Annotated in this window: 23 protein-coding genes; 10 read left to right on the top strand and 13 right to left on the bottom strand. The window is 67.7% G+C overall.

Annotated elements, in window-relative coordinates; all coding sequences use genetic code 11:
- Positions 1-76: 76 nt before the first annotated feature.
- A complete protein-coding gene (gene ald, locus ABGI63_RS11060; RefSeq protein WP_349742483.1) occupies positions 77-1,198 on the top strand; it encodes an alanine dehydrogenase in 1,122 nt (373 codons plus the stop codon).
- 50 nt (positions 1,199-1,248) lie between these two features.
- Positions 1,249-1,560 carry an ElaB/YgaM/YqjD family protein gene (locus ABGI63_RS11065; RefSeq protein WP_137941369.1) on the top strand — a complete coding sequence of 104 codons (312 nt, stop codon included), beginning with the start codon at positions 1,249-1,251 and terminating at the stop codon, positions 1,558-1,560.
- Here the strand turns inward: ABGI63_RS11065 and ABGI63_RS11070 are convergent.
- Positions 1,547-3,820, bottom strand: coding sequence for a GGDEF/EAL domain-containing response regulator (locus tag ABGI63_RS11070; protein ID WP_349742484.1), 2,274 nt, complete (start codon positions 3,818-3,820; stop codon positions 1,547-1,549). The genes ABGI63_RS11065 and ABGI63_RS11070 overlap by 14 nt on opposite strands.
- Positions 3,821-4,029: 209 nt before the next feature.
- On the opposite strand from ABGI63_RS11070, the gene ABGI63_RS11075 reads away from it, so the two are divergent.
- Both ABGI63_RS11075 and ABGI63_RS11080 read left to right on the top strand, forming a co-directional pair.
- On the top strand, positions 4,030-4,428 hold the full coding sequence (locus tag ABGI63_RS11075) for a phage holin family protein (protein WP_137941370.1): 399 nt from the start codon (positions 4,030-4,032) through the stop codon (positions 4,426-4,428).
- Positions 4,428-4,739, top strand: a complete 312-nt coding sequence (locus ABGI63_RS11080) for a YqjK family protein (protein ID WP_349742485.1) — start codon at positions 4,428-4,430, stop codon at positions 4,737-4,739. Before ABGI63_RS11075 ends, ABGI63_RS11080 begins: the two co-directional genes overlap by 1 nt.
- Before the next feature lie 2 nt (positions 4,740-4,741).
- Here ABGI63_RS11080 and ABGI63_RS11085 read toward each other — a convergent pair whose 3' ends face one another.
- Positions 4,742-7,069 (bottom strand): YgiQ family radical SAM protein, encoded by a 2,328-nt coding sequence (locus tag ABGI63_RS11085; RefSeq protein ID WP_349742486.1) that lies wholly within the window; start codon positions 7,067-7,069, stop codon positions 4,742-4,744.
- Between the two features lie 91 nt (positions 7,070-7,160).
- Positions 7,161-7,871 carry a TetR family transcriptional regulator gene (locus tag ABGI63_RS11090; protein ID WP_349742487.1) on the bottom strand — a complete coding sequence of 237 codons (711 nt, stop codon included), beginning with the start codon at positions 7,869-7,871 and terminating at the stop codon, positions 7,161-7,163.
- A gap of 208 nt (positions 7,872-8,079) precedes the next feature.
- Here ABGI63_RS11090 and ABGI63_RS11095 point away from each other — a divergent pair, with 208 nt between their 5' ends.
- From ABGI63_RS11095 to ABGI63_RS11105, 3 genes are read left to right on the top strand one after another with little or no spacing between them, the layout of a single operon-like run.
- Positions 8,080-9,261: an efflux RND transporter periplasmic adaptor subunit gene (locus ABGI63_RS11095; RefSeq protein WP_490424228.1), complete on the top strand. Its 1,182-nt coding sequence runs from the start codon at positions 8,080-8,082 to the stop codon at positions 9,259-9,261.
- 18 nt (positions 9,262-9,279) lie between these two features.
- Complete coding sequence (locus tag ABGI63_RS11100) at positions 9,280-12,444, top strand: efflux RND transporter permease subunit (RefSeq protein ID WP_349742488.1); 3,165 nt, start codon at positions 9,280-9,282, stop codon at positions 12,442-12,444.
- A gap of 1 nt (position 12,445) precedes the next feature.
- Complete coding sequence (locus ABGI63_RS11105; RefSeq protein WP_349742489.1) at positions 12,446-13,831, top strand: efflux transporter outer membrane subunit; 1,386 nt, start codon at positions 12,446-12,448, stop codon at positions 13,829-13,831.
- Positions 13,832-13,904: 73 nt separating this feature from the next.
- Here ABGI63_RS11105 and ABGI63_RS11110 read toward each other — a convergent pair whose 3' ends face one another.
- From ABGI63_RS11110 to ABGI63_RS11120, 3 genes are all read right to left on the bottom strand, one after another.
- A complete protein-coding gene (locus ABGI63_RS11110) occupies positions 13,905-14,132 on the bottom strand; it encodes a hypothetical protein (protein ID WP_349742490.1) in 228 nt (75 codons plus the stop codon).
- A 292-nt stretch (positions 14,133-14,424) separates the two neighbouring features.
- Positions 14,425-14,631, bottom strand: coding sequence for a cold-shock protein (locus ABGI63_RS11115; RefSeq protein WP_137941637.1), 207 nt, complete (start codon positions 14,629-14,631; stop codon positions 14,425-14,427).
- A gap of 216 nt (positions 14,632-14,847) precedes the next feature.
- Positions 14,848-17,076: a molybdopterin-dependent oxidoreductase gene (locus ABGI63_RS11120; protein WP_349742491.1), complete on the bottom strand. Its 2,229-nt coding sequence runs from the start codon at positions 17,074-17,076 to the stop codon at positions 14,848-14,850.
- Positions 17,077-17,240: 164 nt separating this feature from the next.
- On the opposite strand from ABGI63_RS11120, the gene ABGI63_RS11125 reads away from it, so the two are divergent.
- A complete protein-coding gene (locus ABGI63_RS11125) occupies positions 17,241-17,627 on the top strand; it encodes a hypothetical protein (RefSeq protein WP_349742492.1) in 387 nt (128 codons plus the stop codon).
- A 30-nt stretch (positions 17,628-17,657) separates the two neighbouring features.
- Here the strand turns inward: ABGI63_RS11125 and ABGI63_RS11130 are convergent, their stop codons facing one another.
- Complete coding sequence (locus ABGI63_RS11130; protein ID WP_349742493.1) at positions 17,658-18,203, bottom strand: protein tyrosine phosphatase family protein; 546 nt, start codon at positions 18,201-18,203, stop codon at positions 17,658-17,660.
- Between the two features lie 179 nt (positions 18,204-18,382).
- Between ABGI63_RS11130 and ABGI63_RS11135 the strand changes: the two genes are divergently transcribed.
- Positions 18,383-19,207 (top strand): MBL fold metallo-hydrolase, encoded by an 825-nt coding sequence (locus ABGI63_RS11135; RefSeq protein ID WP_349742494.1) that lies wholly within the window; start codon positions 18,383-18,385, stop codon positions 19,205-19,207.
- Between the two features lie 7 nt (positions 19,208-19,214).
- Here the strand turns inward: ABGI63_RS11135 and ABGI63_RS11140 are convergent, their stop codons facing one another.
- The 3 genes from ABGI63_RS11140 to ABGI63_RS11150 are packed head-to-tail and all read right to left on the bottom strand — an operon-like array spanning position 19,215 to position 22,215.
- On the bottom strand, positions 19,215-19,979 hold the full coding sequence (locus tag ABGI63_RS11140; RefSeq protein ID WP_349742495.1) for a LytR/AlgR family response regulator transcription factor: 765 nt from the start codon (positions 19,977-19,979) through the stop codon (positions 19,215-19,217).
- On the bottom strand, positions 19,976-21,097 hold the full coding sequence (locus ABGI63_RS11145; protein WP_349742496.1) for a histidine kinase: 1,122 nt from the start codon (positions 21,095-21,097) through the stop codon (positions 19,976-19,978). Before ABGI63_RS11145 ends, ABGI63_RS11140 begins: the two co-directional genes overlap by 4 nt.
- Complete coding sequence (locus ABGI63_RS11150) at positions 21,094-22,215, bottom strand: sensor histidine kinase (RefSeq protein ID WP_349742497.1); 1,122 nt, start codon at positions 22,213-22,215, stop codon at positions 21,094-21,096. Before ABGI63_RS11150 ends, ABGI63_RS11145 begins: the two co-directional genes overlap by 4 nt.
- Positions 22,216-22,361: 146 nt before the next feature.
- On the opposite strand from ABGI63_RS11150, the gene ABGI63_RS11155 reads away from it, so the two are divergent.
- On the top strand, positions 22,362-23,210 hold the full coding sequence (locus ABGI63_RS11155; RefSeq protein ID WP_349742498.1) for an alpha/beta fold hydrolase: 849 nt from the start codon (positions 22,362-22,364) through the stop codon (positions 23,208-23,210).
- Positions 23,211-23,213: 3 nt separating this feature from the next.
- On the opposite strand, the gene ABGI63_RS11160 is transcribed toward ABGI63_RS11155, so the two are convergent.
- The 3 genes from ABGI63_RS11160 to ABGI63_RS11170 all read right to left on the bottom strand — a co-directional run bounded on the left by ABGI63_RS11160 (position 23,214) and on the right by ABGI63_RS11170 (position 25,418).
- Positions 23,214-24,443 (bottom strand): glycerophosphodiester phosphodiesterase, encoded by a 1,230-nt coding sequence (locus ABGI63_RS11160; RefSeq protein WP_349742499.1) that lies wholly within the window; start codon positions 24,441-24,443, stop codon positions 23,214-23,216.
- Positions 24,444-24,566: 123 nt separating this feature from the next.
- On the bottom strand, positions 24,567-24,965 hold the full coding sequence (locus tag ABGI63_RS11165; protein WP_349742884.1) for a PilZ domain-containing protein: 399 nt from the start codon (positions 24,963-24,965) through the stop codon (positions 24,567-24,569).
- 9 nt (positions 24,966-24,974) lie between these two features.
- Entirely contained in the window at positions 24,975-25,418 is a 444-nt protein-coding gene (locus tag ABGI63_RS11170; RefSeq protein ID WP_137941389.1) for a hypothetical protein, read from the bottom strand.
- Between the last annotated feature and the right edge of the window lie 4 nt (positions 25,419-25,422).

Genomic DNA, 25,422 nt, shown 5'->3' on the forward strand with positions numbered 1-25,422 from the left:
CGGCGCGAATGCCGCTTCACAGCAGGGCCGGGCGGTCGTACAAGACGGGCTCCCAACACAAGATCCGGAGACCCTCATGCGCATCGGCTGCCCCAGCGAGATCAAGAACCATGAGTACCGTGTCGGCCTGACGCCGGCCAGCGTGCGCGAGCTCAGCGCACGCGGCCACCAGGTGCTGGTACAGGCCGGCGCCGGCGCGGCGATCGGGCTGAGCGACGCGCAGTATCTGGCCGCCGGCGCGCGGCTGGCGCCGGACGCGGCCGAGGTGTTCGCCTGGGCCGAGATGATTGTCAAGGTCAAGGAGCCGCAGCCGCAGGAATGCGCGCTGCTGCGCGAGGGCCAGATCCTCTACACCTATCTGCATCTGGCACCCGATCCCGAGCAGGCGACGGCGCTGCAGCGCTCCGGCACGGTCTGCATCGCCTACGAGACCATCACCGGGCCCGGCGGCGGCCTGCCGCTGCTGGCGCCGATGAGCGAGGTGGCGGGGCGCATGGCCATCCAGGCCGGCGCCGCGCATCTGGAAAAGAGCAAGGGCGGCATGGGCGTGCTGCTGGGCGGGGTGCCGGGTGTGGCCCCCGGCCACGTGGTCATCATCGGCGCCGGCGTCGTCGGCAGCCATGCGCTGCAGATGGCGGTGGGCCTGGGCGCGCGCGTCACGGTGCTGGACCGCAATGTCGACGCGCTGCGCCGGCTCGACCTGGTCTATGGCAACCGCATCACGACCCTGTTCTCCAGCGCGCAAGCCCTGGAGGACGCGGTGCTGGCGGCCGATCTGGTGATCGGCGGGGTGCTGATCCCGGGCGCGGCCGCGCCCAAGCTGGTGACGCGGGCCATGGTGGCGCAGATGCGCCAGGGCGCGGTGCTGGTGGATGTGGCGATCGACCAGGGCGGCTGCTTCGAGACCTCGCATGCCACGACCCATGCCGAGCCGACCTTTGTCGTCGACGGCGTGGTGCACTACTGCGTCGCCAATATGCCCGGCGCGGTGGCCCGCAGCTCGACGCTGGCGCTGAACAACGCCACCATCGCCCATGCCCTCGCGCTGGCCGACAAGGGCTGGCGCCGCGCGATGGCGGACAACCCGCATCTGCTGGCCGGCCTGAATGTGGCGGCCGGCCACATCACCCATGCGGCGGTGGCTGCGGCACTGGGCCGTGAGCATGTGGCGGCCGAGCGCCTGCTGGTCGCCCAGTGAGGGAAAACGCGGTAAGGTTGGGGCAGTGTTCAACCCACCAGGAGAGGTTCATGATCGAAACCCAGCAAAGCCAGAAAGACCGTCTGATGAGCGATCTGCATGCCGTCGTGGCCGAGGCCGAGAGCCTGCTGCGGGCCACGGCCGGCCAGGCCGGTGAAGGCGCCAGCGAGATGCGCGCCAAGGTGCAGGCCAGCCTGGACCGCGCCAAGCGCAATCTGCATGACTTGCAGGACGCTGCGGTCGAGAAGGCGCGCGCTGCCGGCCGTGCCACCGATGCCTATGTGCACGACAACCCCTGGCAGGCCATGGGCGTAGCCGCCGGCGTGGGCCTCTTGCTGGGCTTGCTGATCAGCCGGCGCTGATCTGCAAGGGCAGGCCCGGCGCCCGGGTCTGCTGCATCCAGGACTCCAGCTGCTCGGCCGGCATCGGCCGGGCAAACAACCAACCCTGACCCTCGTGGCAGCCCAGCGCTAGCAACTGCTGGCGCTGCTGCTCGGTTTCCACGCCCTCGGCGATCACGGTCAGCCCGAGGCCGCGGCCCAGGTTGATGACCATTTGCGCGATCGTCAGGCCGGCGCTGGAGTTCTGCGCCTCGCGCACGAAGGCGCGGTCGATCTTGAGCCGCTCGACATCGAGCTGGCGCAGGTGGCTGAGGCTGGAGAAGCCGGTGCCGAAGTCGTCGATCGCCACCGTCGCGCCGCTGCGCTTGATGTCGGCCAGCAGATGCAGCACCAGCTCGGTGTCCTCCATCGCCATCGACTCGGTGATCTCCAGCTCCAGATTCATCGCATTGACGCCGCTGTCCTGCAGCGCGCTGTTGAGGCTGGCGACAAAGCCGGGATGGCGAAACTGGGCCAGCGAGATATTCACGCACATGCGGAAATCGCTATAGCCCTGGTCTTCCATGCGCTTGAGCTGATGGCAGGCGGTGCGCAGCACAAACTCACCGATGCTGATGATCAGCCCGCTCTGCTCGGCCAGCGGGATGAACTGGTCGGGCGGCACGAACTTGCCGTCCTCGGTGCGCCAGCGCAGCAAGGCCTCGGCACCGAGCGGCAGCGCGCTGGCCAGATCGACCTGGGGCTGGTAGACGACGAACAGCCGGTTCTCCTCGAAGCCGGCGCGCAGACCCTTGAGCAGCTTGAAGCGCTCGCGCGCATCGGTGCCCATGGCCGGCGAGAAGTACTGCGAGGCACCACGGTGCTGCTGCTTGGCACGCTTGAGCGCGATCTGCGCGTCCAGAAGCAGCTCGGAGCCCACCGAGGAGGACTCGGCCAGCCGCACCAGGCCGGTGGTGGCCGATATCTGCAGGCGCTCGCCGGCCACATCGAAGGGCTCGGCAAAAACCGCGCGGATGCTGTCGCTGTTGACCACCGCCTCGGGCCCCATCAGGCCGAACACATCGGCGGCGACGCGGGCCATCGAGGTGTTCAGGCCCAGGGTCTCGCCCAGGCGCAGCGCCACCGACTGCAGCACCTGGTCGCCGAAGCCGTGGCCGAAGGCGTCGTTGACGTCGGAGAAATCGTCCAGATCGATCAGCGCCAAGGTGATGCCGGCCGGGTCCTTCAGGTTCTGGTCCAGCAGCTCGATGAAGCGCACCCGGTTGGGCAGGCGCAGCAGCTGGTCGCTGTAGGCGTGGTCCAGCAGCTGGCTGTAGAGCATCACGTTCTCGAAGCCGACGACGATGTTGGAGCAGAAGGCGCGCAGCAGCTGCAGCTCCATGGCATCGAGCTCGCGGCCCACATCGACCAGGGCCGCCATCGAGCGGCCGCTGGCCAGCCCGAAGTACAGGCAGGTGCCGTTCTCGAACAGATGGCGGCGCTGCTGCAGGCAGCGCTGCAGGCGCTCGCGCACCGTGACCACCTGGACCGAGGCCAGCGGCGCATTGATCAGGCCGCTGTACTGACCGGCCGCCGCGACGATGCGCACATCGCCGAGCTTGCCGCCGGCATCGGTGCCGGCCTGGGCGCAGACCAGGCCTTCGGGCAGGATGCCCAGCAAGGCACAGAGCTGGGTCACCACGCCCTCGGCGAAGCGATGCAGGCCGCGCAGCCGGCTCAGCTCGGTGCTGGCCTCGACAATCATCTCCAGGCCCTGGCGATTCGCCTCCAGCGCGCAGATCTGCTTGTAGGAGCGGATCGCGGCGGTCAGCACCGTGTAGAGCCGGGTGCGGGTCAGCTCGGACTTGGTCTTGTAGTCGTTGATGTCATAGGCCTGCACCGTCTCGATCTCGGGTGCATAGCCGGGCTGGCCGGTGCGCAGCACAATGCGCACCGCATGCTGGTTCAGCTCCTCGCGGATCTGGCGCACCAGCTGCAGACCGGCATTCTCGGACTCCATCACCACATCGAGCAGCACCACCGCCAGCTCATGCTCCTGACTCATCAAGGCGCGCGCCTGCGAGGCCGAGCTGGCGTGCAGGAAAATCAGCGGTCGGCCTTCGATCTTCAGGCCCTGCATGGCCAGCTCGGTGGCCTTGTGAACATCGGCATCGTCGTCGACGATCAGTACCCGCCAGGGGCTGAGCGGCTCTTGGCCGGCCTGGTCTGCACCTTCCGGATGGTCCAGAAACTCCAGCAGATCGTCCTCTGGAGCGCTGGCTGGATGCATGTTGTCGGGCATGGGTTGGATCCTGTGCTGCCGCTCTGTGGCGGCAATCTCCTAGATTAGGGGAAGAATGGCAGGCCGCACATCGGCGCTATCGCTCTTGACCGTTTGTGCCCGTTATAGACGATTTGCCGCCGCACCCTGCGACGATCTAGCAACAACCGGGGCGCGGCGCCGTGATATTGCCGCTAAGCTGGCCGGCAAGTGAAGACCAAGGAGATGGCATGGACAACAAGAACGAGGCGGACGCAGCGCCGAGCGGTGGGCTGATCGGGGCCTTGCAGCGCCTGGGCGAACACGGCCTGGAGCTGCTGCAGGTGCGGCTGTCCCTGCTGGGCACCGAGCTGGAGGCCGAGAAGCTGCGCCTGCTGACCGCCTTGCTGCGGGCCTTGCTGGCCCTGGTGCTGGTGGCCTTGGCCCTGGGCCTGCTGAGTGTCGCGCTGGTGCTGCTATGCCCCGATCCCTGGCGCTGGCTGGCGGCCTTGCTGCTGGGCCTGGTCTATGTCGGCGGGGCCTACGGCCTGTGGCAGAAGGCGCGGGAGCAGATGAGCACGCCGGGCGGCTTGTTCGCGGCCAGCGTGGCCGAGCTGGCGCGCGATCGCGACGCGCTGAGGGGCTCCTGATGTTCCGCCTGGCCGAGGCGCGGGTCCGCCAGCGCCAGCTGGAACTGCGGCTGCGCAGCGCCGAGCTGCGCGCCGCCCTGCAGCAGGACGGGCGTGTGCTGCAGACGCCGCTGCTCTGGGCCGACCGCGGCCTGCAGGCCTGGGCCTGGCTGCGCGGCGTGCCCTGGACGGGCCGACTGCTCGCCAGCGGGGCGGCCCTGCTGCTGTTGCGCCGGCCGAGCCGGCTGCTGGGCCTGGCGGCCCGGGGCTTTGGCTGGTGGCGGCTCGGACAGCGGCTGCTGGCGCTGTGGCGCCGCCCGCCACCGACCTGAACTCAGCGCCCCGGCTTTGCCTTCCTGACAGCGGGCCGGGGCGGCCGGCTGCCGGTATCCCGCGGCGGCAGGCCGGTGTGCTGGGTCAAGATCTGACCCTTGAGCGGCGGGGTGCGCACGGCCTGCTTGGCGAGTGGTTTGGCGACCGAGGTCTTGACACCGGTCGGCGTCGAGTTCTTGCGCCGGGCGCTCTCGTAGCTGCCGTCGGTGACCGGCTGGAAACTCGGGATCAGGTGGTGCTTGCCATTGCCGATCAGGTCGGCCCGACCCATGGTCTTCAGCGCCTCGCGCAGCAGCGGCCAGTTGTTGGCGTCGTGGTAGCGCAGAAAGGCCTTGTGCAGGCGGCGGCGGCGGTCGCCGCGCACGATGTCGACCGTCTCGCTGTCGTGGGTGACCTTCTTCAGCGGGTTCTTGTTCGAGTGGTACATGGCCGTGGCCGTGGCCATCGGGCTGGGGTAGAAGGTCTGCACCTGGTCGGCGCGGAAGCCGTTCTTCTTCAGCCAGACTGCCAGATTCATCATGTCCTCGTCCGAGGTGCCCGGGTGGGCGGCGATGAAATAGGGGATCAGGTACTGCTTCTTGCCGGCCTCTTCGCTGGCCTGCTCGAACATCTTCTTGAACTTGTCGTAGGTGCCGATGCCCGGCTTCATCATCTTGGACAGCGGCCCGCCCTCGGTGTGCTCGGGCGCGATCTTCAGATAGCCGCCGACATGGTGGGTCACCAGCTCCTTGACGTACTCGGGCGACTGGATCGCCAGGTCGTAGCGCAGGCCCGAGCCGATCAGGATCTTCTTGACGCCTCGCAAGGCCCGCGCGCGTCGGTACATCTTGATCAGCGGATCGTGATTGGTGTTCAGGTTCGGGCAGATGCCGGGATAGACGCAGCTGGGCTTGCGGCAGGCGGCCTCGATCTCGGGCGACTTGCAGCCGATGCGGTACATATTGGCCGTCGGGCCGCCGAGGTCGGAGACCACGCCGGTGAAGCCCTTGACCTTGTCGCGCATCTCCTCGATCTCGCGGATCACCGAGTCTTCCGAACGGCTCTGGATGATGCGGCCCTCGTGCTCGGTGATCGAGCAGAAGGTGCAGCCACCGAAGCAGCCGCGCATGATGTTGACCGAGAAGCGGATCATCTCCCAGGCCGGGATCTTGGTCTCGCCCTCGTGGCTGCCGTTCGCATCGGCATAGCTGGGATGCGGCGCGCGGGCATAGGGCAGGTCGAAGACATGGTCCATCTCGGCCGTGCTCAGCGGGATCGGCGGCGGATTGATCCACAGATCACGCTCGCCATGGCGCTGCACCAGGGCGCGGGCATTGCCCGGATTGGTCTCCAGATGCAGCACCCGGTTGGCATGGGCATAGAGCACCGGATCGCTCTTGACCTGCTCATAGGCCGGCAGGCGGATCACGGTCTTGTCGCGCGGCGGCAGCGTGATCTTGGCCGGGCGGTGGATGGTGATGGGCTTGGGCGCGTCTGCCGCCGGCTGGTCGCCGCTCGCGCTGCTGCAGGAGGCGCCCTGGTCGGCAGCGGTCTCCTCGATGGTCTGGTAGGGGCTGATCAGATCGTCGATGCGGCCCGGCGTGTCGACGGAGGTCGAGTCGAGCTGGAACCATTCGTGCGAAGTCGGATCGTCGGTGCGGCGCATGAAGGCAGTGCCGCGCACATCGGTCAGGCTCTCGATCGGCTCGCGCCGCGCCAGCCGGTGGGCGATCTCGACGATGGCGCGCTCGGCATTGCCATAGACCAGCAGATCGGCCTTGGCGTCCACCAGGATGGAGCGGCGCACCTTGTCGCTCCAGTAGTCGTAATGCGCGATGCGGCGCAGCGAGGCCTCGATGCCGCCGATCACGATGGGCACCTCGTTCCAGGCTTCCTTGCAGCGCTGGGTGTAGACCAGCGTGGCGCGGTCGGGCCGCTTGCCGCCCTGGCCGCCGGGGGTGTAGGCGTCGTCGGAGCGGATCTTGCGATCGGCCGTGTAGCGGTTGATCATCGAATCCATATTGCCGGCCGCCACGCCAAAGAACAGATTCGGTTTGCCCAGGGCCTTGAAGGGGTCGGCGCTCTGCCAGTCGGGCTGGGCGATGATGCCGACCCGAAAGCCCTGCGCCTCCAGCGTGCGGCCGATCACCGCCATGCCGAAGCTGGCGTGGTCCACATAGGCGTCGCCGGTGACGATGATGATGTCGCAGCTGTCCCAGCCCAGCTGGTCCATCTCGGCCCGGCTCATCGGCAGGAACGGTGCCGGCCCGAAGCGCTTAGCCCAGAACGGGCGGTAGGCCGTCAGGGCCTTGTTGGGCTTGGGCGGGGCGATGGTGGTGTGGGCGGACATGGCGGTGGGGCTGGCGGGCAACCCGCTATTGTCCTTGACCTGGGGCAAACCCGGTCATTGCCAATGCAATTCAAGGGGATTGGCGGTGCATTTATTCCGCCTGCCGGGCGTTGCTGCAGGCGCCGGCCAGGCCCAGTCGGGCGTGTTCGGCCTCGCTGAGCGGCGGCAGCAGCCCCGCATCGTTGCCGCGGGCCAGGCTGCCGAGAAAGCCCTCGACGGCGGTCTGGCCGACCTCGATCAGGTCGAAGCCGTCCTGATCGATCACCCACTGGTGCAGCAGCCCGTCGACCAGCGCGACCAGGGCCACGGCGGCCAGCGACACATTCAGCCCGGCCGGCAGCAGGCCTTCGGCGATGGCGCGTTCGAAGGCCGCGCGGTTCTGGGCGCGCCAGCCCTGCATCGCCAGCAGCTTGCGTTCCTGCAGGGCCAGCAGCTCGCCGGTGTACTCGACCTTCTTCATCGCGATCTCGAAGACCCGGCGAGTGCGCTCGTTGTGGACTGCGCAATGGAAGATGTTGACCAGGCCCCAGCGCAGCTCGGTCAAGGTCAGTGGCGGTGCCTCGCCCTCGGACTGCAGGCTCATGCCTTCTTCCAGCGGCATCGTGGCGCGGTCCATCATGGCCTGGAACAGCTCGGCCTTGTCCTTGAAGTGCCAGTAGACGGCGCCGCGGGTCAGGCCGGCCGCCTCGGCGATCTGCTGCAGCGAGGTGCGTGACACCCCTTGCCGCAGGAACAGGTGTTCCGCTGCATCGAGCAGGTGGTGGCGCGTCTCCTGCGCCTCTTGTTTGGTTTTGCGTGCCATGACCCCAGGATTTTATACGGGTTTACATACATTCATGAATGTATGTGTATATACTCCGGGTCAACCCCGAGTTCAAGCCGCTGGCGTCATCCGTCGTACCCCTGTCGGCCGCGAGGCGCACAAGCGGACTATTTCAAGAGAGGCCCCACCCGTGATCTGTTCAGCATCATCCCAACAGCAGCCCGCCCCGCTCAGCCTGGGCAGCCGTGTGCTCTATCTGGTCCCGCTGACGGTGGCCATCGCCGCCGTGCTGCTGGGCTGTTCCAAGGAAGGCGCAGCCCCGGCCAAGGGCGGCGGCATGCCGCCGCCGGCGGTGGGCGTGGTCACGGCGGCCTTGCAGCCGGTGGCTGTGCAGACCGAACTGCCGGGCCGGGTCGAGGCCCAGCGCGTTGCCCAGGTGCGAGCCCGTGTCAACGGCGTCGTGCTCAAGCGCCTGTTCACCGAAGGCGCCGAGGTCAAGGCCGGCCAGGCCCTGTTCCAGATCGATCCCGCGCCGTATCAGGCAGCTTATGACAGCGCCCAGGCCCAGCTGGCCAAGGCCCAGGCCAATCTGAGCCAGGCCGCCGCCCAGGCGGAGCGCAACAAGCCCCTGGTCGAGGCCCGGGCGATCAGCCAGCAGGAATACCTGGTGGCCGTGGCGGCTGCCAAGCAGGCCGAGGCCGATGTGGCCGCCGCCAAGGCTGCGATCACGACGGCCAAACTCAATCTGGACTATGCGGCCGTCAGCGCACCGATCGCCGGCCGTATCGGCCGTGCGCTGGTGACCGAGGGCGCGCTGGTCAGCGCCGCCGAGGCCACGCAGCTGGCGCTGATCCAGCAGACCTCGTCGGTCTATGTCAACTTCACGCAAAGCGCCAATGAGGTGCAGCAGCTGCGTCGCGCGCTGGCGGCCGGCCAGCTGCGCTCGGCCGGCGGGGCAGATGGAAAACAGGCCGCCCAGGTGCAGGTGCTGCTGGACGACGGCAGCAGCAAGAGCGGCAAGCTCTTGTTCACCGATCTGACGGTGGACACGAGCTCGGGCCAGGTCTCGCTGCGCGCCGAAGTGCCCAATGCCGACAACGCGCTGCTGCCCGGCCAGTATGTGCGGGTGCGCCTGGCCCAGGCCGAGCGACCGGCGGCCATGCTGCTGCCGCAACAGGCGGTGACGCGCAGCAACACCGGCGACACGGTGCTGGTGGTCGGCGCCGACAACAAGCCCCAGCAGCGCCCGGTCAAGATCGGCGGCGCCCAGGGCAACCAGTGGGTGGTGCTGGACGGTCTGAAGCCCGGCGAGAAGGTGATTGCCGACGGCTTCCAGAAGATGTTCGTGCCCGGTGCACCGGTCAACCCCGTGCCCTGGTCGCCGGCAGGCTCGGCGCCCGCAGCCGCGGCCTCGGCCGCCAGCCGCTAAGACAGGCAGGACTCAGCTATGGCACGTTTTTTCATCGACCGCCCGATCTTCGCCTGGGTGATCGCGCTCTTCATCCTGGTCTTTGGCGGGGTCGCGATCACGCAATTGCCGGTGGCGCAGTACCCGACGGTCGCGCCGCCTTCGCTGGCCATCAATGTGGCCTATCCCGGTGCCTCGGCCAAGACGCTGGACGAGAGCGTGGTCTCGGTCATCGAGCAGGAGCTCAATGGCGCGCCCGGCCTGGCCTATATGGAATCGGTCAGCCAGGCCAATGGCACGGGTGCGATCACCGTGACCTTCGAGCCCGGCACCAATATCGACCTGGCCCAGGTCGAGATCCAGAACCGCCTGTCGCGCGCCAACCCGCGCCTGCCGGCGGCGGTGACGCAGCAGGGTGTGCGCGTCGACAAGGCGCGCAGCAACTTCCTGCTCTTCGTCACGCTGTCCAGCAAGGATGGCTCGATGGATCCGGTGGCCCTGGGTGACTACGCGGCGCGCAATATCGTGCCCGAGATCCAGCGCATTCCCGGTATCGGCCAGGCCCAGCTCTTCGGCACCGAGCGCGCGATGCGCATCTGGCTGGAGCCGGCCAAGATGTTGTCCTTCAACATCAGCCCGGCCGAGGTCAATGCGGCGATCCGTGCGCAGAACGCGCTGGTGCCGGCCGGCACCATGGGCGATCTGCCCAATCTGTCCAGCCAGACCATGTCGGCCACCGTGGTGGTCAAGGGCCAGCTGGAGAACGTCGAGCAGTTCGGCAATATCGTGCTGCGCGCCAATGCCGATGGCTCCAGCGTGCGGCTCAAGGATGTCGCCCGCATCGAGCTCGGCGGGCAGGGCTACAGCACCTACGCGCGCCTGAACGGCAAACCCTCCACCGGCATCGGCGTGCAGCTCTCGCCCAGCGGCAATGCGCTGGCAGCGGCCACCGCCGTCAAGCAGCGCATGGCCGAGCTGGAACGCTTCTTCCCGGCGGGCGTGATCTACGAGACGCCCTACGATTCGTCGAAGTTCGTCGACATCTCCATCACCCAGGTGGTGCACACCCTGGTCGAGGCCATCGTGCTGGTCTTCCTGGTGATGTATCTGTTCCTGCAGAACTGGCGCTACACGCTGATCCCCACCCTGGTCGTGCCGGTGGCCCTGCTGGGCACCTTCGCGGTGATGCTGGGCATGGGCTACTCGATCAATGTGCTGACCCTGTTCGGCATGGTGCTGGCGATCGGCATCCTGGTCGATGACGCCATCGTCGTGGTCGAGAACGTCGAGCGCATCATGAGCGAGGAGGGGCTGTCGCCCCGCGAGGCCACAAAGAAGGCGATGGGCCAGATCTCGGGCGCCATCATCGGCATCACCGTGGTGCTGGTGGCGGTGTTCGTGCCCATGGCCTTCTTCAGCGGCTCGGTCGGCAATATCTACCGCCAGTTCTCGCTGGCCATGGTGGCCTCGATCTCGCTGTCGGCGCTGATGGCGCTGACACTGACCCCGGCGCTGTGTGCGACCCTGCTGAAGCCGGTCGAGGCCGGCCACCACCATGACAAGCGCGGCTTCTTCGGCTGGTTCAACCGCGGCTTCTCGCGCACCGCCAAGGGCTACGAGGGCTGGGTCGCGAAGCTGCTCAAGCGCGCCCCCAGCATGATGGTGGCCTTCCTGGCCATCGTCACCGTGGTGGGCTGGCTCTATCTGCGCCTGCCGACCTCCTTCCTGCCCAATGAAGACCAGGGCTATCTGATCGTCAATGTGCAGCTGCCCCCGGGCGCGACGGCGGCCCGTACCGAGGCAGCGGTCAAGTCGGTCGAGGACTTCATGCTCAAGCAGCCCGAGGTGCAGTCCACCATCGGTGTGATCGGTTTCTCGTTCTCCGGCCAAGGCCAGAATGCCGCGCTGGTGTTCGTGCCGCTGAAGCCCTGGGAAGAGCGCAGCAAGCCCGAGAACAGCGCCAGCGCGCTGGCCGGCCGTGCCTTCGGCGCGATGATGATGGGGGTGCGCGACGCCTTCATCTACCCGCTGTCGCCGCCGCCCATCCCCGAGCTGGGCACGGCCACCGGCTTCGCGCTGCGCCTGCAGGACCGCGCCGGCCTGGGCCACGAGGCCTTGCTGGCCGCGCGCAACCAGCTGATGGGCATGGCGGCCCAGAGCAAGATCATCACCGGCATGCGGCCCGATGGCCTGGAAGACGCGCCCCAGCTGCAGATCGACATCGACCGCGACAAGGCCAATGCCCTGGGCATCGGCTATGACGCCATAGCCGCCGTGCTGGGCACCCAGCTGGGCTCGTCCTATGTCAACGACTTTCCGAACCAGGGTCGTCTGCAGCGTGTGGTCGTGCAGGCCGATGCCCAGGCCCGCATGCAGCCCGAGGACCTGCTTCGCCTGAACGTCAACAACGCCCAGGGCAAGTCGGTGCCGCTGTCGGCCTTCGCCTCGACCCGCTGGATCAGCGGCCAGATGCAGGCCACCCGCTACAACGGTTATCCGGCGATGCGCCTGGCCGGCGATGCCGCCCCCGGCGCCTCGACCGGCGATGCGATGAAGGAGCTGGAGGCTATGGTGGCCAAGCTGCCGGCCGGCATCGGCTATGAGTGGACCGGCCTGTCCCGCGAGGAAAAGCTCTCGGGCGCCCAGGCCACCGTGCTGCTGGCCTTCTCGCTGCTGGCGGTATTCCTGTGCCTGGCCGCGCTGTACGAGAGCTGGTCGATCCCGTTCTCGGTGCTGCTGGTCGTGCCGCTGGGCATTCTGGGCGCGGTGCTGGGGGCGACGCTGCGCGGCATGCCTAACGATGTGTACTTCAAGGTCGGCCTGATCACCATCATCGGTCTGTCGGCCAAGAACGCGATCCTGATCATCGAGTTCGCCAAGGACCTGCAGGCCCAGGGCAAGGGCCTGATCGAGGCCATTCTCGAAGCCGCCCATCTGCGCTTCCGTCCCATCATCATGACCTCGATGGCCTTCATCCTGGGCGTGACCCCGCTGTTCTTCGCCAGCGGTGCCGGCTCGGCCAGCCAGCGCGCGATCGGCACCGGCGTGCTCTCGGGCATGCTGACGGCGACCTTCCTGGCCGTGCTCTTCGTGCCGGTGTTCTTCCTGGTGGTGCGGCGTGTGTTCAAGGGCAGCGAGCGGCAGCGCAAGATGTACGCCCACGAGCTCGAAGCCAACCCGGTGCGCGACGCCGAAGGAATCTGAGATGCATAAGAACAATCCCCTGACCCTCGTCAGCGCCGCCGTGGCCGCGCTGCTGCTGGCCGGCTGCGCCAATCTGGCGCCCGCGCACCAGCGTCCGGCCGCCCCGGTGGCGCAGAGCTGGCCGGCGCCGACGGCCGCCACCGGCCAGGCTGCGGCCGAGCTGGCCTGGCCGCAGTTCTATGCCGGCGATGCGCGGCTGGCCGAGCTGATCAAGCTGGCGCTGCAGAACAACCGCGATCTGCGCGTGGCCCTGCTCAATGTCGAGCAGGCGCGGGCGCTGGCCCGCGTGGCCGATGCCAACCGCCTGCCGACTGTCGGCGTCGGTCTGTCCGGCAGCCGCCAGCCGACCGCCGACGGCGGCAGCAGCCGCAACTACCAGGCCGGTCTGCAGATCACCGCCTTCGAGCTGGACCTGTTCGGCAAGATCAAGAACCAGAGCGACGCGGCGATGGCCCGCTATCTGGCCACTGTCGAAGGTGGCCGCGCCGCGCAGATCGCGCTGGTCTCGGGTGTGGCGTCCAGCTATCTGGCCCTGCAGGCCGATGAGGAGCTGCTGGCGCTGGCCCGCCAGACCCTGGCCACCCGCGAGGACAGTCTGCGATTGACCCGGCTGAAGTACGAGGCCGGTGCGGCCTCGGCGCTGGATCTCAGCAGCGCCGAGTCGGCCGCGGCCGCCGCCCGCGCCACTGTCGCCCAAACCCAGCGCCAGCGCGATCAGGACCAGAACGCGCTGGTGCTGCTGCTGGGCCAGCCGCTGCCGGCTGCGCTGCCGCAGGGGCAGGCCCTGGCCGCGCTGCAACTGGCCGATGTGCCGGCGGGTCTGCCGTCCGAGGTCTTGGTGACGCGCCCCGATGTCTTGCAGGCCGAGCAGCAGCTGATCGCCGCCAGCGCCAATATCGGCGCCGCGCGCGCGGCCTTCTTCCCCAGCATCACGCTGACCACCAGCCTCGGCACGGCCAGCAGCCAGTTGTCCGAGCTGTTCAGCAACACCGCCTGGACCTTCACCTCGCAGGCGCTGATGCCGCTGTTCGACGCCGGCCGCAACCGCGCCAATCTGGAGGCCGCCAAGGCAGCCCAGGGCATCGCAGTGGCACAGTACGAGAAGGCGGTGCAGACCGCGTTCCGCGAGGTCGCCGACGCCCTGGCCGGCCGCGCCACCTTGGATGAGCAGCTGCAGGCGCAGCAGGCCCAGGCCGAGGCCGAGGGTCAGCGCCTGAAGCTGGTCGAGCTGCGCTATGCCAATGGCGCCTCCAACAATCTGGAGCTGCTCGACGCGCAGCGCGCCAGCTTCGCCGCCCAGCAGGCGGTGCTACAGGTGCGCCTGGCCAAGCTGCTCAACGGCGTGCAGCTCTACAAGGTGTTGGGCGGAGGGGTGGCCCAGTCCTGACAAGAAGACCTGGCCCGGAAACGACAACGCCTCCTTTGCGGAGGCGTTGTTCATGGGGCCGGACCGAACCGCGTCAGTTGGTCTGGCGAATCCAGGCCAGGCCCTCGTTGGTGGCGTAGCGCAGTGCGGCGCGTTGGCTCAGGAAACGCGGTGTGAAGCGCATCACGCGGTCATGGCTGGCCATGCCGCAGCCCGAGCGTATCGAGACCGAGGCGGCAAAGCTGCCATCGGCTTGGGGTTTGATCATCGGTGAGACAAGGTACTTGCCCACCTCTATGCTGTTCTTGTGCATATTTTTCATGGAGGTGTGCGCCAGGACGCTGTGTCTCGGCGCGATAAGGGGCGAACGGGCGAATGAAGACGTGCAGCATCAGCAAAGCTGGCGCATTTGTCGTTCATCGGCGGTGTTCGTTGGTTTGTGACCTTGAGAGGTCAGGGCATTGGCTTGGGAGGCCGCCCGCTGCGTACTTGCCGGTTTCTTTTTATGGTCTTGGCAGGTATTTGAAGCACGGTGGGCCGGTTTGAGGCGACCCACCGTTTGGCTTTGATGCGATCAAAGCAGGTGACGCTCACGCGTCACCGTCGACAGCCAATTACAGGCCGCGGATGTTCGAAGCTTGCAGACCCTTGGGGCCTTGCTTGACTTCGAATTCCACCTTCTGGTTTTCGGCCAGAGTGCGGAAGCCGCCGTTGTTCTTGATTTCGCTGTGGTGGGCGAACAGGTCCTTGGAGCCGTCTTCCGGCGTGATGAAGCCGAAGCCCTTGCCGTCGTCAAACCATTTCACGGTGCCAGTTTGCATAGTCGTCATGATGTGTTCCTTTGGAAACAAATTAAAAAACCACCTCGCAGCCACATGGCCGGCGAGGACAGAAACACTCAAGAACAGTCAAACGGGAGTTGAAACTGAAGCGAGCCGCTCGCGAACGATCATGCGGGGCTGCAGATTGAAGACCTTGAAGAAACGGTCTTGTGCGTATCTATGCGCCGAGCATACCACAGCAGTGCGCCACTGCCCTCAACTGATTGAGACCGGCGCCAAGCGTACCGCCACGCCGCTGAGCACGGCATTGCCCGACAGCGGATCGCGCAGCCCGTCGTCCAGCAGCGCGTTCATATTGGCGCCCGGCCGCTGCGCTGCCAGCGAGAGCCGGCTGCCGGCCAGGTCATGGCCCCAGCCGTGCGGCAGGCTGACGACGCCGGGCCGCATCTCCGCGCTCAGCGCCACCCGTACCTGCAACTCGCCCGCCGCGCTGCTGAGCCGGGCCATGTCCGCCTCGTTGATGCCGTAGCGTTTCGCATCGTCGGGATGGACCAGCAAGGTGCAGCGCTCTGGACCCTTGGCCAGGGTCGGCAGGTTGTGCATCCAGCTATTGCCCGAGCGCACATCGCGTCGTCCGATCAGCAGCAGCTCGGGCACGGGGGCCTCGAGTGCCGCATCGACAGCGCCCAGATCGTCCAGCAGCAAAGGCGGCGCGAGCTCGATGCAACCCGAGGGTGTGCGCAGCACTTCGGGGATGCGCGGCTGCAGCTCGCCCAGATCGATGCCGCCCGGCGCGACGCGCACCTTGGCCAGGGTCAGACCTTGCGGGTTCTTTCCGAAGCCGTCGCCATACGGCCCGCTGCGCAGCGCCAGATCGACCAGGCGCTCCGGGCCGCGCCAGGGCTGCAGCGCTTGCAGCACGGCCGCCGCATGGGCGCCGGCCAGGCGCTGCACATCGGCCGCAATCGCGGCATCGTCGAGCGCCTGCAAATCGGCGCGCCAGTCGCGGCCTTCGGCCATGGTCGCCAGGCGCAGCAAGGTCTCCCACTCCTCGGGCTGACCGGCCGGCTTGTCGAACACCGGGCCGGAGAAGCGTGCATGGTTGCGGTAGGAAAACTGCGGGAAGGCCAGGTCGTAATGCAGGTCCTCCAGCGGCGACAGCCCGGGCAGTATCACATCGGCATGGCGGCTGGTCTCGTTCAGATAGATGTCCAGGCTCAGCATGAAATCCAGGCCGTCGAGCGCGCTGGCCAGGCGCGGGCCGTTCGGCGCCGACAAGACCGGATTGGCCGCGATGGCGATCACGGCGCGCACCTGACCCTCGCCGGCGGTTTCGATTTCCTCGGCCAGCAAGGTGATTGGCAGCTCGCCGAACACCTCGGGCGCGCTCGAGACCCGGCTGCGGCGCCGGCCGGTGCTGACGCCCTTGCCGCTGCCGGCCTGGCCCTGGGTGTTGGCGGCAAAGGCGGCCGCCTTCGGAAACATCGCGCCGCCGGGCGCGTCGAGCTGGCCGGTCAGCACATTCAGCACATCGACCAGCCAGCTGTTGAGCGTGCCGAAGCGCTGGGTGCAGGTGCCGATGCGGCCGTAGACGGCAGCGCGTGGCGCCAGCGCCAGCTCGCGGGCCAGGCGGCGCTGGGTGGCGGCATCAATGCCGCAGCCGGCCGCCATGCGCTCGGGCGGATAGTCCAGCAAGACCTGGCGCAGCGCGGCCAGGCCCTGGACATAGGGCGCGAGCCGGCCGAGCCGCAGCAGGCCTTCGTCGAACATCGTGTGGGCCAGGCCCAGCAGCAGGAAGACATCGCCGCCGGGAAGGATCGCCAGATGCTCATCGGCCTGGGCCGCCGTCTCGCTGCGGCGCGGATCGACCACGACGATGCGGCCGCCCCGCGCGCGCATGGCCTTGGCCTTGCCGCGGTAGTCGGGCACGGTCCACAGGCTGCCGTTGCTGACCATGGGGTTGGCGCCCAGCATCAGCAGGTAGTCGCAGCGCTCGATATCGGGCACGGGAACCGACAGCCAGTGGCCGAACATCAGTCCGCTGGACAGCTGCTTGGGCATCTGGTCCAGGGTCGATGCCGAGAACACATTGTGCGAGCCCAGGGCCTTGACCAGGCGCGGGAAGTAGCTCAAGAGGCTGATCTTGTGGGCGCTGGGGTTGCCGATCACGGCGGCCACCGCGTCGCGGCCGTGCCTGTCGAGTATCGGTAGCAGGCGGCGCTCGATCTCGGCAAACGCCTCGTCCCAGCTGGCCTCGACGAACTCACCGGCGCTGTTCTTGATCAGCGGTGCGCGCAGCCGATCAGGGTCATCGTGCAGGTCTTTCAGCGACACGCCCTTGGGGCAGATATAGCCGTGGCTGAGGACATCCTGCGCGGCGCCGCGGATGCTGATGACCTGGGTGCCCTCGGTGACGATTTCCAGCCCGCAGCAGGCCTCGCACAGGGGGCAGATGCGGTAGTGGCTTTGTTGCGGCTCGCTCATGTCTTGTCTCCTGCAGGCTGGCGGGTCGATTGTGCGCGGCCGGCATTGAGGGGGGAGGTCATCTTGGTGACAGTCAGCCGTGCGCTGCGGCTTGCCGGCTTCATGCGACATTCATCGACACCCAAGCAGACTGAGCGTCATTGTCACAAGCCTCAGGAGATTCGATGTTCAGGGAATTACAAAAGATCGCGCCCCCTTGTCGGCGAGCATGGCTGGTCGCAGGGCTGTGTCTTGCACTGGCGGGCTGCGGCGGCGGCAGCGATGAGGGCTCGCGCTATGTCGTCGACGGCATCCGGGTCAAGGCCACGGTCAACAAGAGCGAGGCCTACGACATCGAGATCAACGGCGGCGATTGCGAGCTCACCGTGGCGGCCAACAACACGGTCAAGCGCTTGCTGATCACCGGTCTGAGCAACAAGGTCATGGTGGAGGCCGGCACGCAGATCGAGGTGATCGACTTCACGGGCGGCGGCAACACCGTCTATGTGCCCAAGGGCTTCAAGACCCGGGTCGTCAATACCGGCTCCGATAACAAGGTGGTGGAGCGCTGAGGCCGGTCCCGGATGGACGCATAGCCCTGTTCAGAACGGGTCGAAGACGATCCCGTGCTCCGCCAGCAGTTCCTGCACCAGGCGCTTCCAAGGCCCGGAGGGCGTCCAGATCCGGCTGACTGCGGTCCAGGCTTCTTCGGGCACTGCGCCCTCGTTGATCACTCGGTACAGAAAGCTGAAGACGGACGCCCGCATATTGACCTGGCAATGCACCAACACCGACCGCTGCTGGGCTCGCCAGCCGCGCATCTGGCGTTCGAAGGCTCGATATTCAGCCGCGCTGGGGCGGCCCCAGACCACGGGCACATTGACGAAGAGCAGGCCCTGGTCGCGAACGATGTCGGGCTCGGCCGCCAAGGCGTCGCTGACCGTCGGCGGGGCCAGATAGAGCACGGCGTCTATGCCCTGCTGCTTCAGCGTGGCAAGCCATGCGGCCGAGGGCTGGCCGGCGGTGAGCCAGCGTTCGTCGAGGCGTATCAGATTGGGCGGTGGTTTGGCAGGGGCATCGGCCCGGCTCGGATGGGGCAGGCAGGCGGCCAGCAGGCCGGCAATCAGCAGGGGGCGGCGTTCATGCATGGCGGGGTTTGGCTTTGGGGTAGGTCACTGTAAGAGCAGCGGTCGCCGCAATGACGGTGGCCTGTCCCAGCGTTTTAGCGTTTCGTCGCAATCGAGCCTGTTCCGTCCGATGCCGCTTGGCGCGCCGCCGGCTGCTGTCGACACTCGCGCCGCCCATACAACTCAAAGGAAGACGAATGATGACGACCCGACTGGCAGTCCTGCTGCTGGCCAGCGGCTGGGTCTGCGCGCAAGCGCAGCCCAAGTCCAGCGCTGCCAGCTTGTTCACGTTGGAGTCGCTGGGTGGTGCCGCCCATGTTCTCAAGGCTGCCGACTACAACACCAATATCGGTCTCATCCAGACCCCGGCGGGCGTGATCCTGATCGATCCCATGCCCAGGCGTGAGAACCTCGCCGCGCTGCAGCAGTTGATCCAGCAGCGCTTCGATCCGGCTGTGGTGTTTATCCTGAACACCCACAGTCACGAGGATCACACGGGAGGCAACGAGTTCTTCGTCGGGCACGGTGCCAGGCTGGTGGTGCTGCCGCTGGCGCTCAAAGAGATTCGCTCCATCACGCTGCGCTCCCACAGCGCCGCCGACCATGTGTACTTCGACCCGGCCGGCCACTGGATGTTCGTGGGCGATCTGTACGATGGCAGCTGGCATCCGACCTTCTATGCCGGCGGCGTGGCCGGCTTCACCGAGGCCATGCTGGCCCTGCTAGCGCTGGGGGATGAGCTTACCTGGATCATTCCCGGACATGGCAAGCCGGTCCGGAAACCGGCGCTGCGGGGCTATCTGCTCGACACCCTGCGCTGGGTCGCGCGGGTGCGGCTGCTCAAGCAGCAGGGCCTGTCCGCCCAGCAGATGAAGGCAGATGCCGAACTCCTGGGCCTGCTGCAACGTTTCAACACCGCAGGCCAAGCCTCCGTCTTCGTGCCGGACGCGGCCTTGCAACGCTTCATCGATAGAACGCTCGCCGTCATCGAGCGCGAGTCCGTGGCTGCGGGGCCGGCGCGCTGAGGACGCCTCACATCTGCTTGAACAGATGCGCGTAACTCTCCGCCACCAGCAAGGTGTCGGCGCTTTCCTTCAGCTTGACCTGCAGGCGGCCGCGGAAGTCGCGGGTGACGCCGGCCACGGCGGCGGCATTGACCAGGGTGGAACGGTGGATCTGCCAGAACTGCTGCGGGTCGAGTTCGTCGACCAGCTCCTTCAGCGGCTTGCGTATCAGCGCTTCGCTGTCGCGCGTCGCGACCCGGGTGTATTTGCTGTCGGACTGGAAGTACAGCACCTCGTCGACCGTGATCAGCTTCAAGGTCTGGCCGACCGAGGCATTGATCCAGCGCAGCGGCGTGCGTTGCGCGGGCTCGGGTCTGGCCGCCAGCTGGTTCAGCACGCCGCCGAGATCGGCCGGCGGGCTGGCCAGGCGTTGCTTGACCCGGCCTATCGCGGTGAACAGCCGGGCGGCGACCAGCGGCTTGAGCACATAGTCGACCGCGCCCTGATCGAAGGCCGCCACCGCGTACTGGTCGTAGGCGGTGACGAAGACCACATGGCTGCGCCCGGCCACCTGGCGGGCCACGTCCAGGCCGGTGGCGCCGGGCATCTGGATGTCGAGAAAGAGCACATCCGGCTTGTGCCGGTCCAGCAGCCGCAGCGCCTCGACGCCATCGGCCGCCTCGCCGACGATGGCCAGCTCGGGCCAGAGCTGGCCCAGGCGTTCGATCAGCTCGTGGCGCAGTGTTTCCTCGTCCTCGGCCACCACGGCCGTCGGTGCGCTCAAAGACCTCATGGGTTCAACTCCAGCGTGAACAGGGTGGCGTCTTCGCTGCTGCGGCAGATCAGCCGGGCCGGGCCGCCGCTGAGGGCGCGCACGCGCTCGGCCAGTGCGCGCAATTCCTCGTCGTCCCCGCACAGACCGGGCTTGTCAAAGGCCAGCAGCAGGCGTAAGCCGCCGCGAGGCAGGGCCTCGGCGGCCAGGGTGCAACGGCCGGGCAGGCCATCGGCCAGGCGCAGCGCGCGTTGCAGCAACGGCAGCAGCAGCATCGGTGGCAGCGCGCAGCCTTTCAGGGACTCGGGCCACTGCGCGCTGAAACGCACCACCGCCTGGCTGCGCCCGGCCACCACGGCCAGATAGCTGTCCAGCAGCTCGGCCTCCGATTCCAGGCTGCCGCCGGCCTCGCGCAGCCGTGGCAGCGCCACGCGCAGATGGCGGATCAGCCGCTCCATCTGGACCGCCGCCTCGGGGTCGGCGCGGCCATAGGCCTGTTCGACATCGACCAGGGTTTCGAACAGGAACTGCGGCTCGACCTGGGCCTGCATCGCGGCCAGCCGCGCCGCCATGGCCTGGCGTGCCATCACACTCTGCTCGTGCAGCAGGCGCTGCAGCCGGGCCTGGGCGCGCCCGCGGCGCTCCAGCATCTCGAACAGGGCGACGGTCAGGCCGCAGGGAATGAAGACCGAGAGCCCGTCGCCGAGAAAACGGCTCCACAGCATGGGCGCATGCTTGATCTCGCCCTTGCGCTGCCGCATCAGCTCGTTGATCGAGGGCCAGTCCAGCACCCGCACCAGGCCCCACAGCATCAGCAGGGCCAGCATCGAGCCGACCAGGGTGGCCAGACCCAGGCGCCAGGCGCGCTGAGGATGATCCGGATCGCTGCGCGCGGCCGGCAGCCAGAACAGCATCAGCAGCAGGGTCACGATGGCCGGCGAGAACAGCTGCCGCGTCAGCGCCAGCCACCATTGCTTGTCGTCCTCGATATAGACCAGGCTGCTCAGGTCGATCAGGCCGTAGAGCAGGCCCATCAGGCTGAACCAGCCCAGCTCGGCCAAAGTCATCGAGCGCCAGGAGGCCAGCACATGGGCCAGTCCCGAGGGCGGGGAGGGTGCGGCCGTCAGGACCACGCTCATGCGGCCGCTCCGGCAGGCAGCCCCGGCAGCAGCCGGACCGGCAGCCGCACCCGCGCGACGACGCCACGCGGCACCAGGGCCTCCAGCTCCAGCGCGGCACGGCCGCCAAACAGGGCAGCCAGCCGCGCGCGGGTATTGGCCAGGCCGACGCCGGAGCCGCCGCTGGCGGCGAAGCCCTGGCCGTCGTCGCGCACCTCGACGGCCAGCTCGCCGGCCTGGGCATGGGCGCTGATCAGGATGTGACCGCCCTCGGGCAGCGGCGACAAGCCGTGCTTGATCGCGTTCTCGACCAGGGTCGGCAGCACCATCGGCGGCAGGCTGGCGGCCAGCAGCCCGGGCTCGGCCTCGATCTCGAAGCTCAGGCGCTCGCCCATGCGCATCTGCAGAATCGTCAGATAGCTGCGCACCAGCTCCAGCTCCTGGCCCAGCGTCGACTCGCTTTGCCGCATGCTCGGCAGGGCGGCGCGCAGATAGGCGATCAGGCTGACCAGCATGTCGCGGCCGCGGTCCGGTGCGGTCTCGTACAGGCGTTTGACATTGGCCAGGGTGTTGAACAGGAAGTGTGGCTCGATCTGCGCATTCAGCGCCGAGAGCTGGGCCTCCAGCTGCTGGGCATGCAGGGTTTCGTGCTGGCGGGCGGTGGCCAGCAGCTGCTGCCGGGTCTGGCGTTCGCCGCGCGCCGCCACCAGCAGGGCATAGGCGACGCCGCCCAGCAGTATCCACAGCAAGGTGGTCGAGATGGCCCAGCTCCATTTGAACTGCGCGCTGGCGTCGCCCAGATTGGCCACCCAATGCCGCACCAGGGCGCTGCTGAACGCAGCGCCGGCCACCGCGAGGCCTCGCCACAGCATGGGCAGCCGGCGCGGCCGCGCCAGCCAGGCCTCCGCCAGCGCGATCGCCAGCAGCAGCATCAGGCCGGTGATCAGGTTCTGGCGCGTGAAGCGCACCAGCGAATGAAGCCACTCGGCCAGCATGTCGCTGCTGGTGTACCAGGACAGGGCCCGCGAGCTGGCGATCAGCAGACAAAAATAGAACACCAGGGCGATCACGCGCAGATTGAAGATCTGCACAAAGGCCTGCCGGGCGGTCAGCGTGGCTTGGGTGGGCGGGGTGGGCATGGGCGGATTCTCGCGCTGGCTCGGGGGCTTCGCCAGACGATGCGACGAAATCGGCTGGGCGGGGACGAAATCCGGCTCAGTCGTCATCGAGAATGGCGCCCCGCCGCTTGCCCTGCATACTGCGGGCCTTCAACCAGGAGTCGGGAATGAGGATTGATATCGGCGGCGGCGTGCGTTTGTTCGTGGATGTGGAGGGTCCGGGCCTGGTGCCCGACGGGCCGGCGATGCGGGAGAAACCGACGCTGATCTGCATGCACGGCGGCCCGGGCTTTGATCACAGCGCCTTCAAGCCCGGCTTCTCGGCCCTGGCCGACCTGGCGCAGATCGTCTATTACGACCATCGCGGCCATGGCCGCAGCGATGCGCGGCCGCGCGAGGAATGGACGCTGGACACCTGGGCCGACGATATCGTGCGGCTCTCGGACGCCCTGGGCATCGTCAAGCCCATCGTGCTGGGCCAGAGCTTTGGCGGCTTCGTCGCACAGCGCTATATCGCGCGCCATCCGGGCCATGCGTCCAAGGTCATCCTGTCCAGCACCTCCCATCACATGGGGATGGATCGCAAGCTGGCGATGTTCGAGCGTCTGGGCGGGCCGCAGGCGCGGGCCTGTGCCGAGGCCTTCTGGGCCCGACCCGATCCCGCCAGCTGGGAAGCCTACTGGGCCGCCTGCCGCAAGCTCTACAACACCCGCGAACCGCTGGACCCCCAGGCCGGCGAACGGGTGCTGGCCAATATCGACATCCTCTTGCACTTCGTCGCCGGTGAGAAGCAGGGGCTGGACCTGCGGCCCGGCCTGGCGGGCGCGCAATGCCCGGTGCTGGTGCTGGCCGGCGACGAGGATCCGGTCTGCCCGCTCGAGGATGCGCGCGAGATCGCCGCAGCGCTGCCGGCGGCGCTGACGAGCTTCATCAGCGTGCCCGGCGCCGGTCACGGCACCTGGCGCGACAAGCCGCAGGAGGCCTATGCCATCCTGCGGCGCTTCATCGAGGCCTGAGCTTTACTTCTTCTGCTGATCGCGACGGCGCTTGGCCGTCCACAGCAGGGCCAGGCCGGCCGTCATCAAGGCATAGGTCTGCGGCTCCGGCACGGCGGCCAGCGCGGCCACGCCGGTGTCGGTGAAGTCGGTGAACACGCCGTCGACGCCCAGGCGCAGATAGGCCTCGATCTCGGCTTGGCCGGACTCGAAGCCGAGGATGCCGGCGTCGTCGCGCATGGTCCAGGTGTGGACGAACAGGCCGTTCTTGTGGGCTTGCTCGATCACGCCGGTGCTGCCGACCACCAGGCGGTCCAGGCCGTTGACGACACCGTCGCCGTTGCGGTCCACGCCGTCGGCCACGGTCTTCAGCAGATAGGGTTTCCAGGGGCCGATGCCATCGGCATAGGTGGCGACAAAGGACAGGCCGACATTGCTGACCAGATCGGCAAAGCTCAGCAGGCCGCCGGCGGCCTTGACGTCGAAGGGCTGGTCATAGGGCGCAACCAGGGACATCGAACCATCGGGCTTGACGTCGTCGGCATCGACCAGCTGCACCAGCTTGATGTCGGTGCGGGTGTTCAGATACTGCAGATTGCCGACCTCGAAGCTCTGGATGAAGACCGGCGCCGCTGCGTTATTGCCATAGGCGGCGTGCAGGGTGCTGACCAGCTTGTCCTCGAAATAGCGCTTGTCCAGCCCCAGGCCTTGCGACACGCCCTGCATATAGGTCGAGTGCTTGAGCTCCGGATAGATGCCGATGGTGCGGCCGGTCTCCAGGCTCTTGGCCTTGGCCAGCGCGATCACCTCGTCCAAGGTCGGAATCTGGAACTGGCCGTTGAACTCCTGCGGCCGGTTGGCACGCGGCTGCACGGCCCGCAGGGTCTTCAGCTCGGCCAGCGTGAAGTCTTCGACGAACCAGTCGGTGGTCGCGACGCCGTCCACCGTCTTGGTGGTCTTGCGCCCCGCAAAGCCGGCGATGCTGGCCACATTGGTGGTCGCGCCTATGGTGGGCTCGTGGCGCGCCACCAGGATGCCGTCCTTGGTCATCACCAGATCGGGCTCGATGTAGTTGGCGCCCAGCTCGATGGCCTTGGCATAGGCCTCCAGCGTGTGCTCGGGCAGATACCCGGAGGCGCCGCGGTGGGCGATGATGATGGGGGCCTGGCCGTCCAGCGTGTTCCAGGCCTGGGCCGGCACGGCGCCCAGCAGCAGGGCGGCCGCGAGCGCGGCCAGGGTCAGTTTGGCTTGCATGGTTTTTTGCTCCTCTGAAGTTGTCCTATCGTCGCGGCGCGATATGACACCTCGACGCGAGGCAGCGTAGGAGCAGTAGTCCAAACGGACTATGGGGCAAGACCTGCCCCTAGTTTGAAGAGGTCAGTTCGAGATCAGGGCCTTGAGCTCGCGTTCCAGCAGCGCGGCGTCGCCCAGATTGATCTCCAGCAGGCGGCGCAGATGGGTGATGCTCTCGATGTCGATGCTGCGGCACAGCAATCCGACATGCTCGCCCTCGACATGGGCCACCTCGCCGGCCATCGCGATGCCCACCTCCATCTGCACCAGGCTGATGTTCAGCAAGCAGGGATCGCCCACCGCGACCGCGCCGGCGCGCGGCAGGCGCAGCAGCGCGCCCTTCAGCGACAGATCCTGCACCTTGATGTCCAGGCGCTCGGTGGTTGTGGTCAGCTGCGCATCGGTATCGAAGGCGACGCGGGCGAAATGGCGGCGTTCGGTGTTGATGATGGGCTCCCGAAGCTGACGAAAGGTGCAATTGATGCTAGCAGATCAGATGTCGTCCTGACCGTGAATCGTGCTGCGGTCGATGGCCTGCTCCAGGCGCTGCGGCGCCACCGCTTCCAGCCCCATCGACTCGAGCAGATACCAGGCGGCGCGCAGCAGCGCGGCGGTCTCCTGGCGCGCTTCGTCAGCGGCCAGCCCGCCCATCTCGCCGGCGCGCGCCAGCGCCTGCTGGTTGCCGCGTGCCTGGGCATGACCGCGGGCGTCGAAGCGCGGCGCCGCATAGCGTTCGGCGACGCGGCGCAGCAGGGCCTGCAGCTCCTCGTTCTGTTCCTGCTCGTTGAGCAGGCGGCACAGATCACCGAGCAGCTGTTCGGCCGCCGCAGCCAGCAGCCGGGCGGCGTGGTCGCTGCCACCGGCCAGATAGAGGGCGGCGGCCAGGTCCACGTACTCCAGGGCCCGGGCCAGCTTGGGCAGATCGCTGCCGCTCATGAGG

It is taken from the genome of Roseateles cavernae (assembly GCF_040187885.1).
Taxonomy (GTDB): domain Bacteria; phylum Pseudomonadota; class Gammaproteobacteria; order Burkholderiales; family Burkholderiaceae_C; genus Roseateles_E; species Roseateles_E cavernae.

What these genes read in the sequence shown, in the direction of transcription:
- ald (WP_349742483.1), top strand. Translation starts at nt 77, where the DNA reads ATGCGCATCGGCTGCCCCAGCGAGATCAAGAACCATGAGTACCGTGTC.
- ABGI63_RS11065 (WP_137941369.1), top strand. Translation starts at nt 1,249, where the DNA reads ATGATCGAAACCCAGCAAAGCCAGAAAGACCGTCTGATGAGCGATCTG.
- ABGI63_RS11070 (WP_349742484.1), bottom strand. Translation starts at nt 3,820, where the DNA reads ATGCCCGACAACATGCATCCAGCCAGCGCTCCAGAGGACGATCTGCTG.
- ABGI63_RS11075 (WP_137941370.1), top strand. Translation starts at nt 4,030, where the DNA reads ATGGACAACAAGAACGAGGCGGACGCAGCGCCGAGCGGTGGGCTGATC.
- ABGI63_RS11080 (WP_349742485.1), top strand. Translation starts at nt 4,428, where the DNA reads ATGTTCCGCCTGGCCGAGGCGCGGGTCCGCCAGCGCCAGCTGGAACTG.
- ABGI63_RS11085 (WP_349742486.1), bottom strand. Translation starts at nt 7,069, where the DNA reads ATGTCCGCCCACACCACCATCGCCCCGCCCAAGCCCAACAAGGCCCTG.
- ABGI63_RS11090 (WP_349742487.1), bottom strand. Translation starts at nt 7,871, where the DNA reads ATGGCACGCAAAACCAAACAAGAGGCGCAGGAGACGCGCCACCACCTG.
- ABGI63_RS11100 (WP_349742488.1), top strand. Translation starts at nt 9,280, where the DNA reads ATGGCACGTTTTTTCATCGACCGCCCGATCTTCGCCTGGGTGATCGCG.
- ABGI63_RS11105 (WP_349742489.1), top strand. Translation starts at nt 12,446, where the DNA reads ATGCATAAGAACAATCCCCTGACCCTCGTCAGCGCCGCCGTGGCCGCG.
- ABGI63_RS11110 (WP_349742490.1), bottom strand. Translation starts at nt 14,132, where the DNA reads ATGAAAAATATGCACAAGAACAGCATAGAGGTGGGCAAGTACCTTGTC.
- ABGI63_RS11115 (WP_137941637.1), bottom strand. Translation starts at nt 14,631, where the DNA reads ATGCAAACTGGCACCGTGAAATGGTTTGACGACGGCAAGGGCTTCGGC.
- ABGI63_RS11120 (WP_349742491.1), bottom strand. Translation starts at nt 17,076, where the DNA reads ATGAGCGAGCCGCAACAAAGCCACTACCGCATCTGCCCCCTGTGCGAG.
- ABGI63_RS11125 (WP_349742492.1), top strand. Translation starts at nt 17,241, where the DNA reads ATGTTCAGGGAATTACAAAAGATCGCGCCCCCTTGTCGGCGAGCATGG.
- ABGI63_RS11130 (WP_349742493.1), bottom strand. Translation starts at nt 18,203, where the DNA reads ATGCATGAACGCCGCCCCCTGCTGATTGCCGGCCTGCTGGCCGCCTGC.
- ABGI63_RS11135 (WP_349742494.1), top strand. Translation starts at nt 18,383, where the DNA reads ATGACGACCCGACTGGCAGTCCTGCTGCTGGCCAGCGGCTGGGTCTGC.
- ABGI63_RS11140 (WP_349742495.1), bottom strand. Translation starts at nt 19,979, where the DNA reads ATGAGGTCTTTGAGCGCACCGACGGCCGTGGTGGCCGAGGACGAGGAA.
- ABGI63_RS11145 (WP_349742496.1), bottom strand. Translation starts at nt 21,097, where the DNA reads ATGAGCGTGGTCCTGACGGCCGCACCCTCCCCGCCCTCGGGACTGGCC.
- ABGI63_RS11150 (WP_349742497.1), bottom strand. Translation starts at nt 22,215, where the DNA reads ATGCCCACCCCGCCCACCCAAGCCACGCTGACCGCCCGGCAGGCCTTT.
- ABGI63_RS11155 (WP_349742498.1), top strand. Translation starts at nt 22,362, where the DNA reads ATGAGGATTGATATCGGCGGCGGCGTGCGTTTGTTCGTGGATGTGGAG.
- ABGI63_RS11160 (WP_349742499.1), bottom strand. Translation starts at nt 24,443, where the DNA reads ATGCAAGCCAAACTGACCCTGGCCGCGCTCGCGGCCGCCCTGCTGCTG.
- ABGI63_RS11170 (WP_137941389.1), bottom strand. Translation starts at nt 25,418, where the DNA reads ATGAGCGGCAGCGATCTGCCCAAGCTGGCCCGGGCCCTGGAGTACGTG.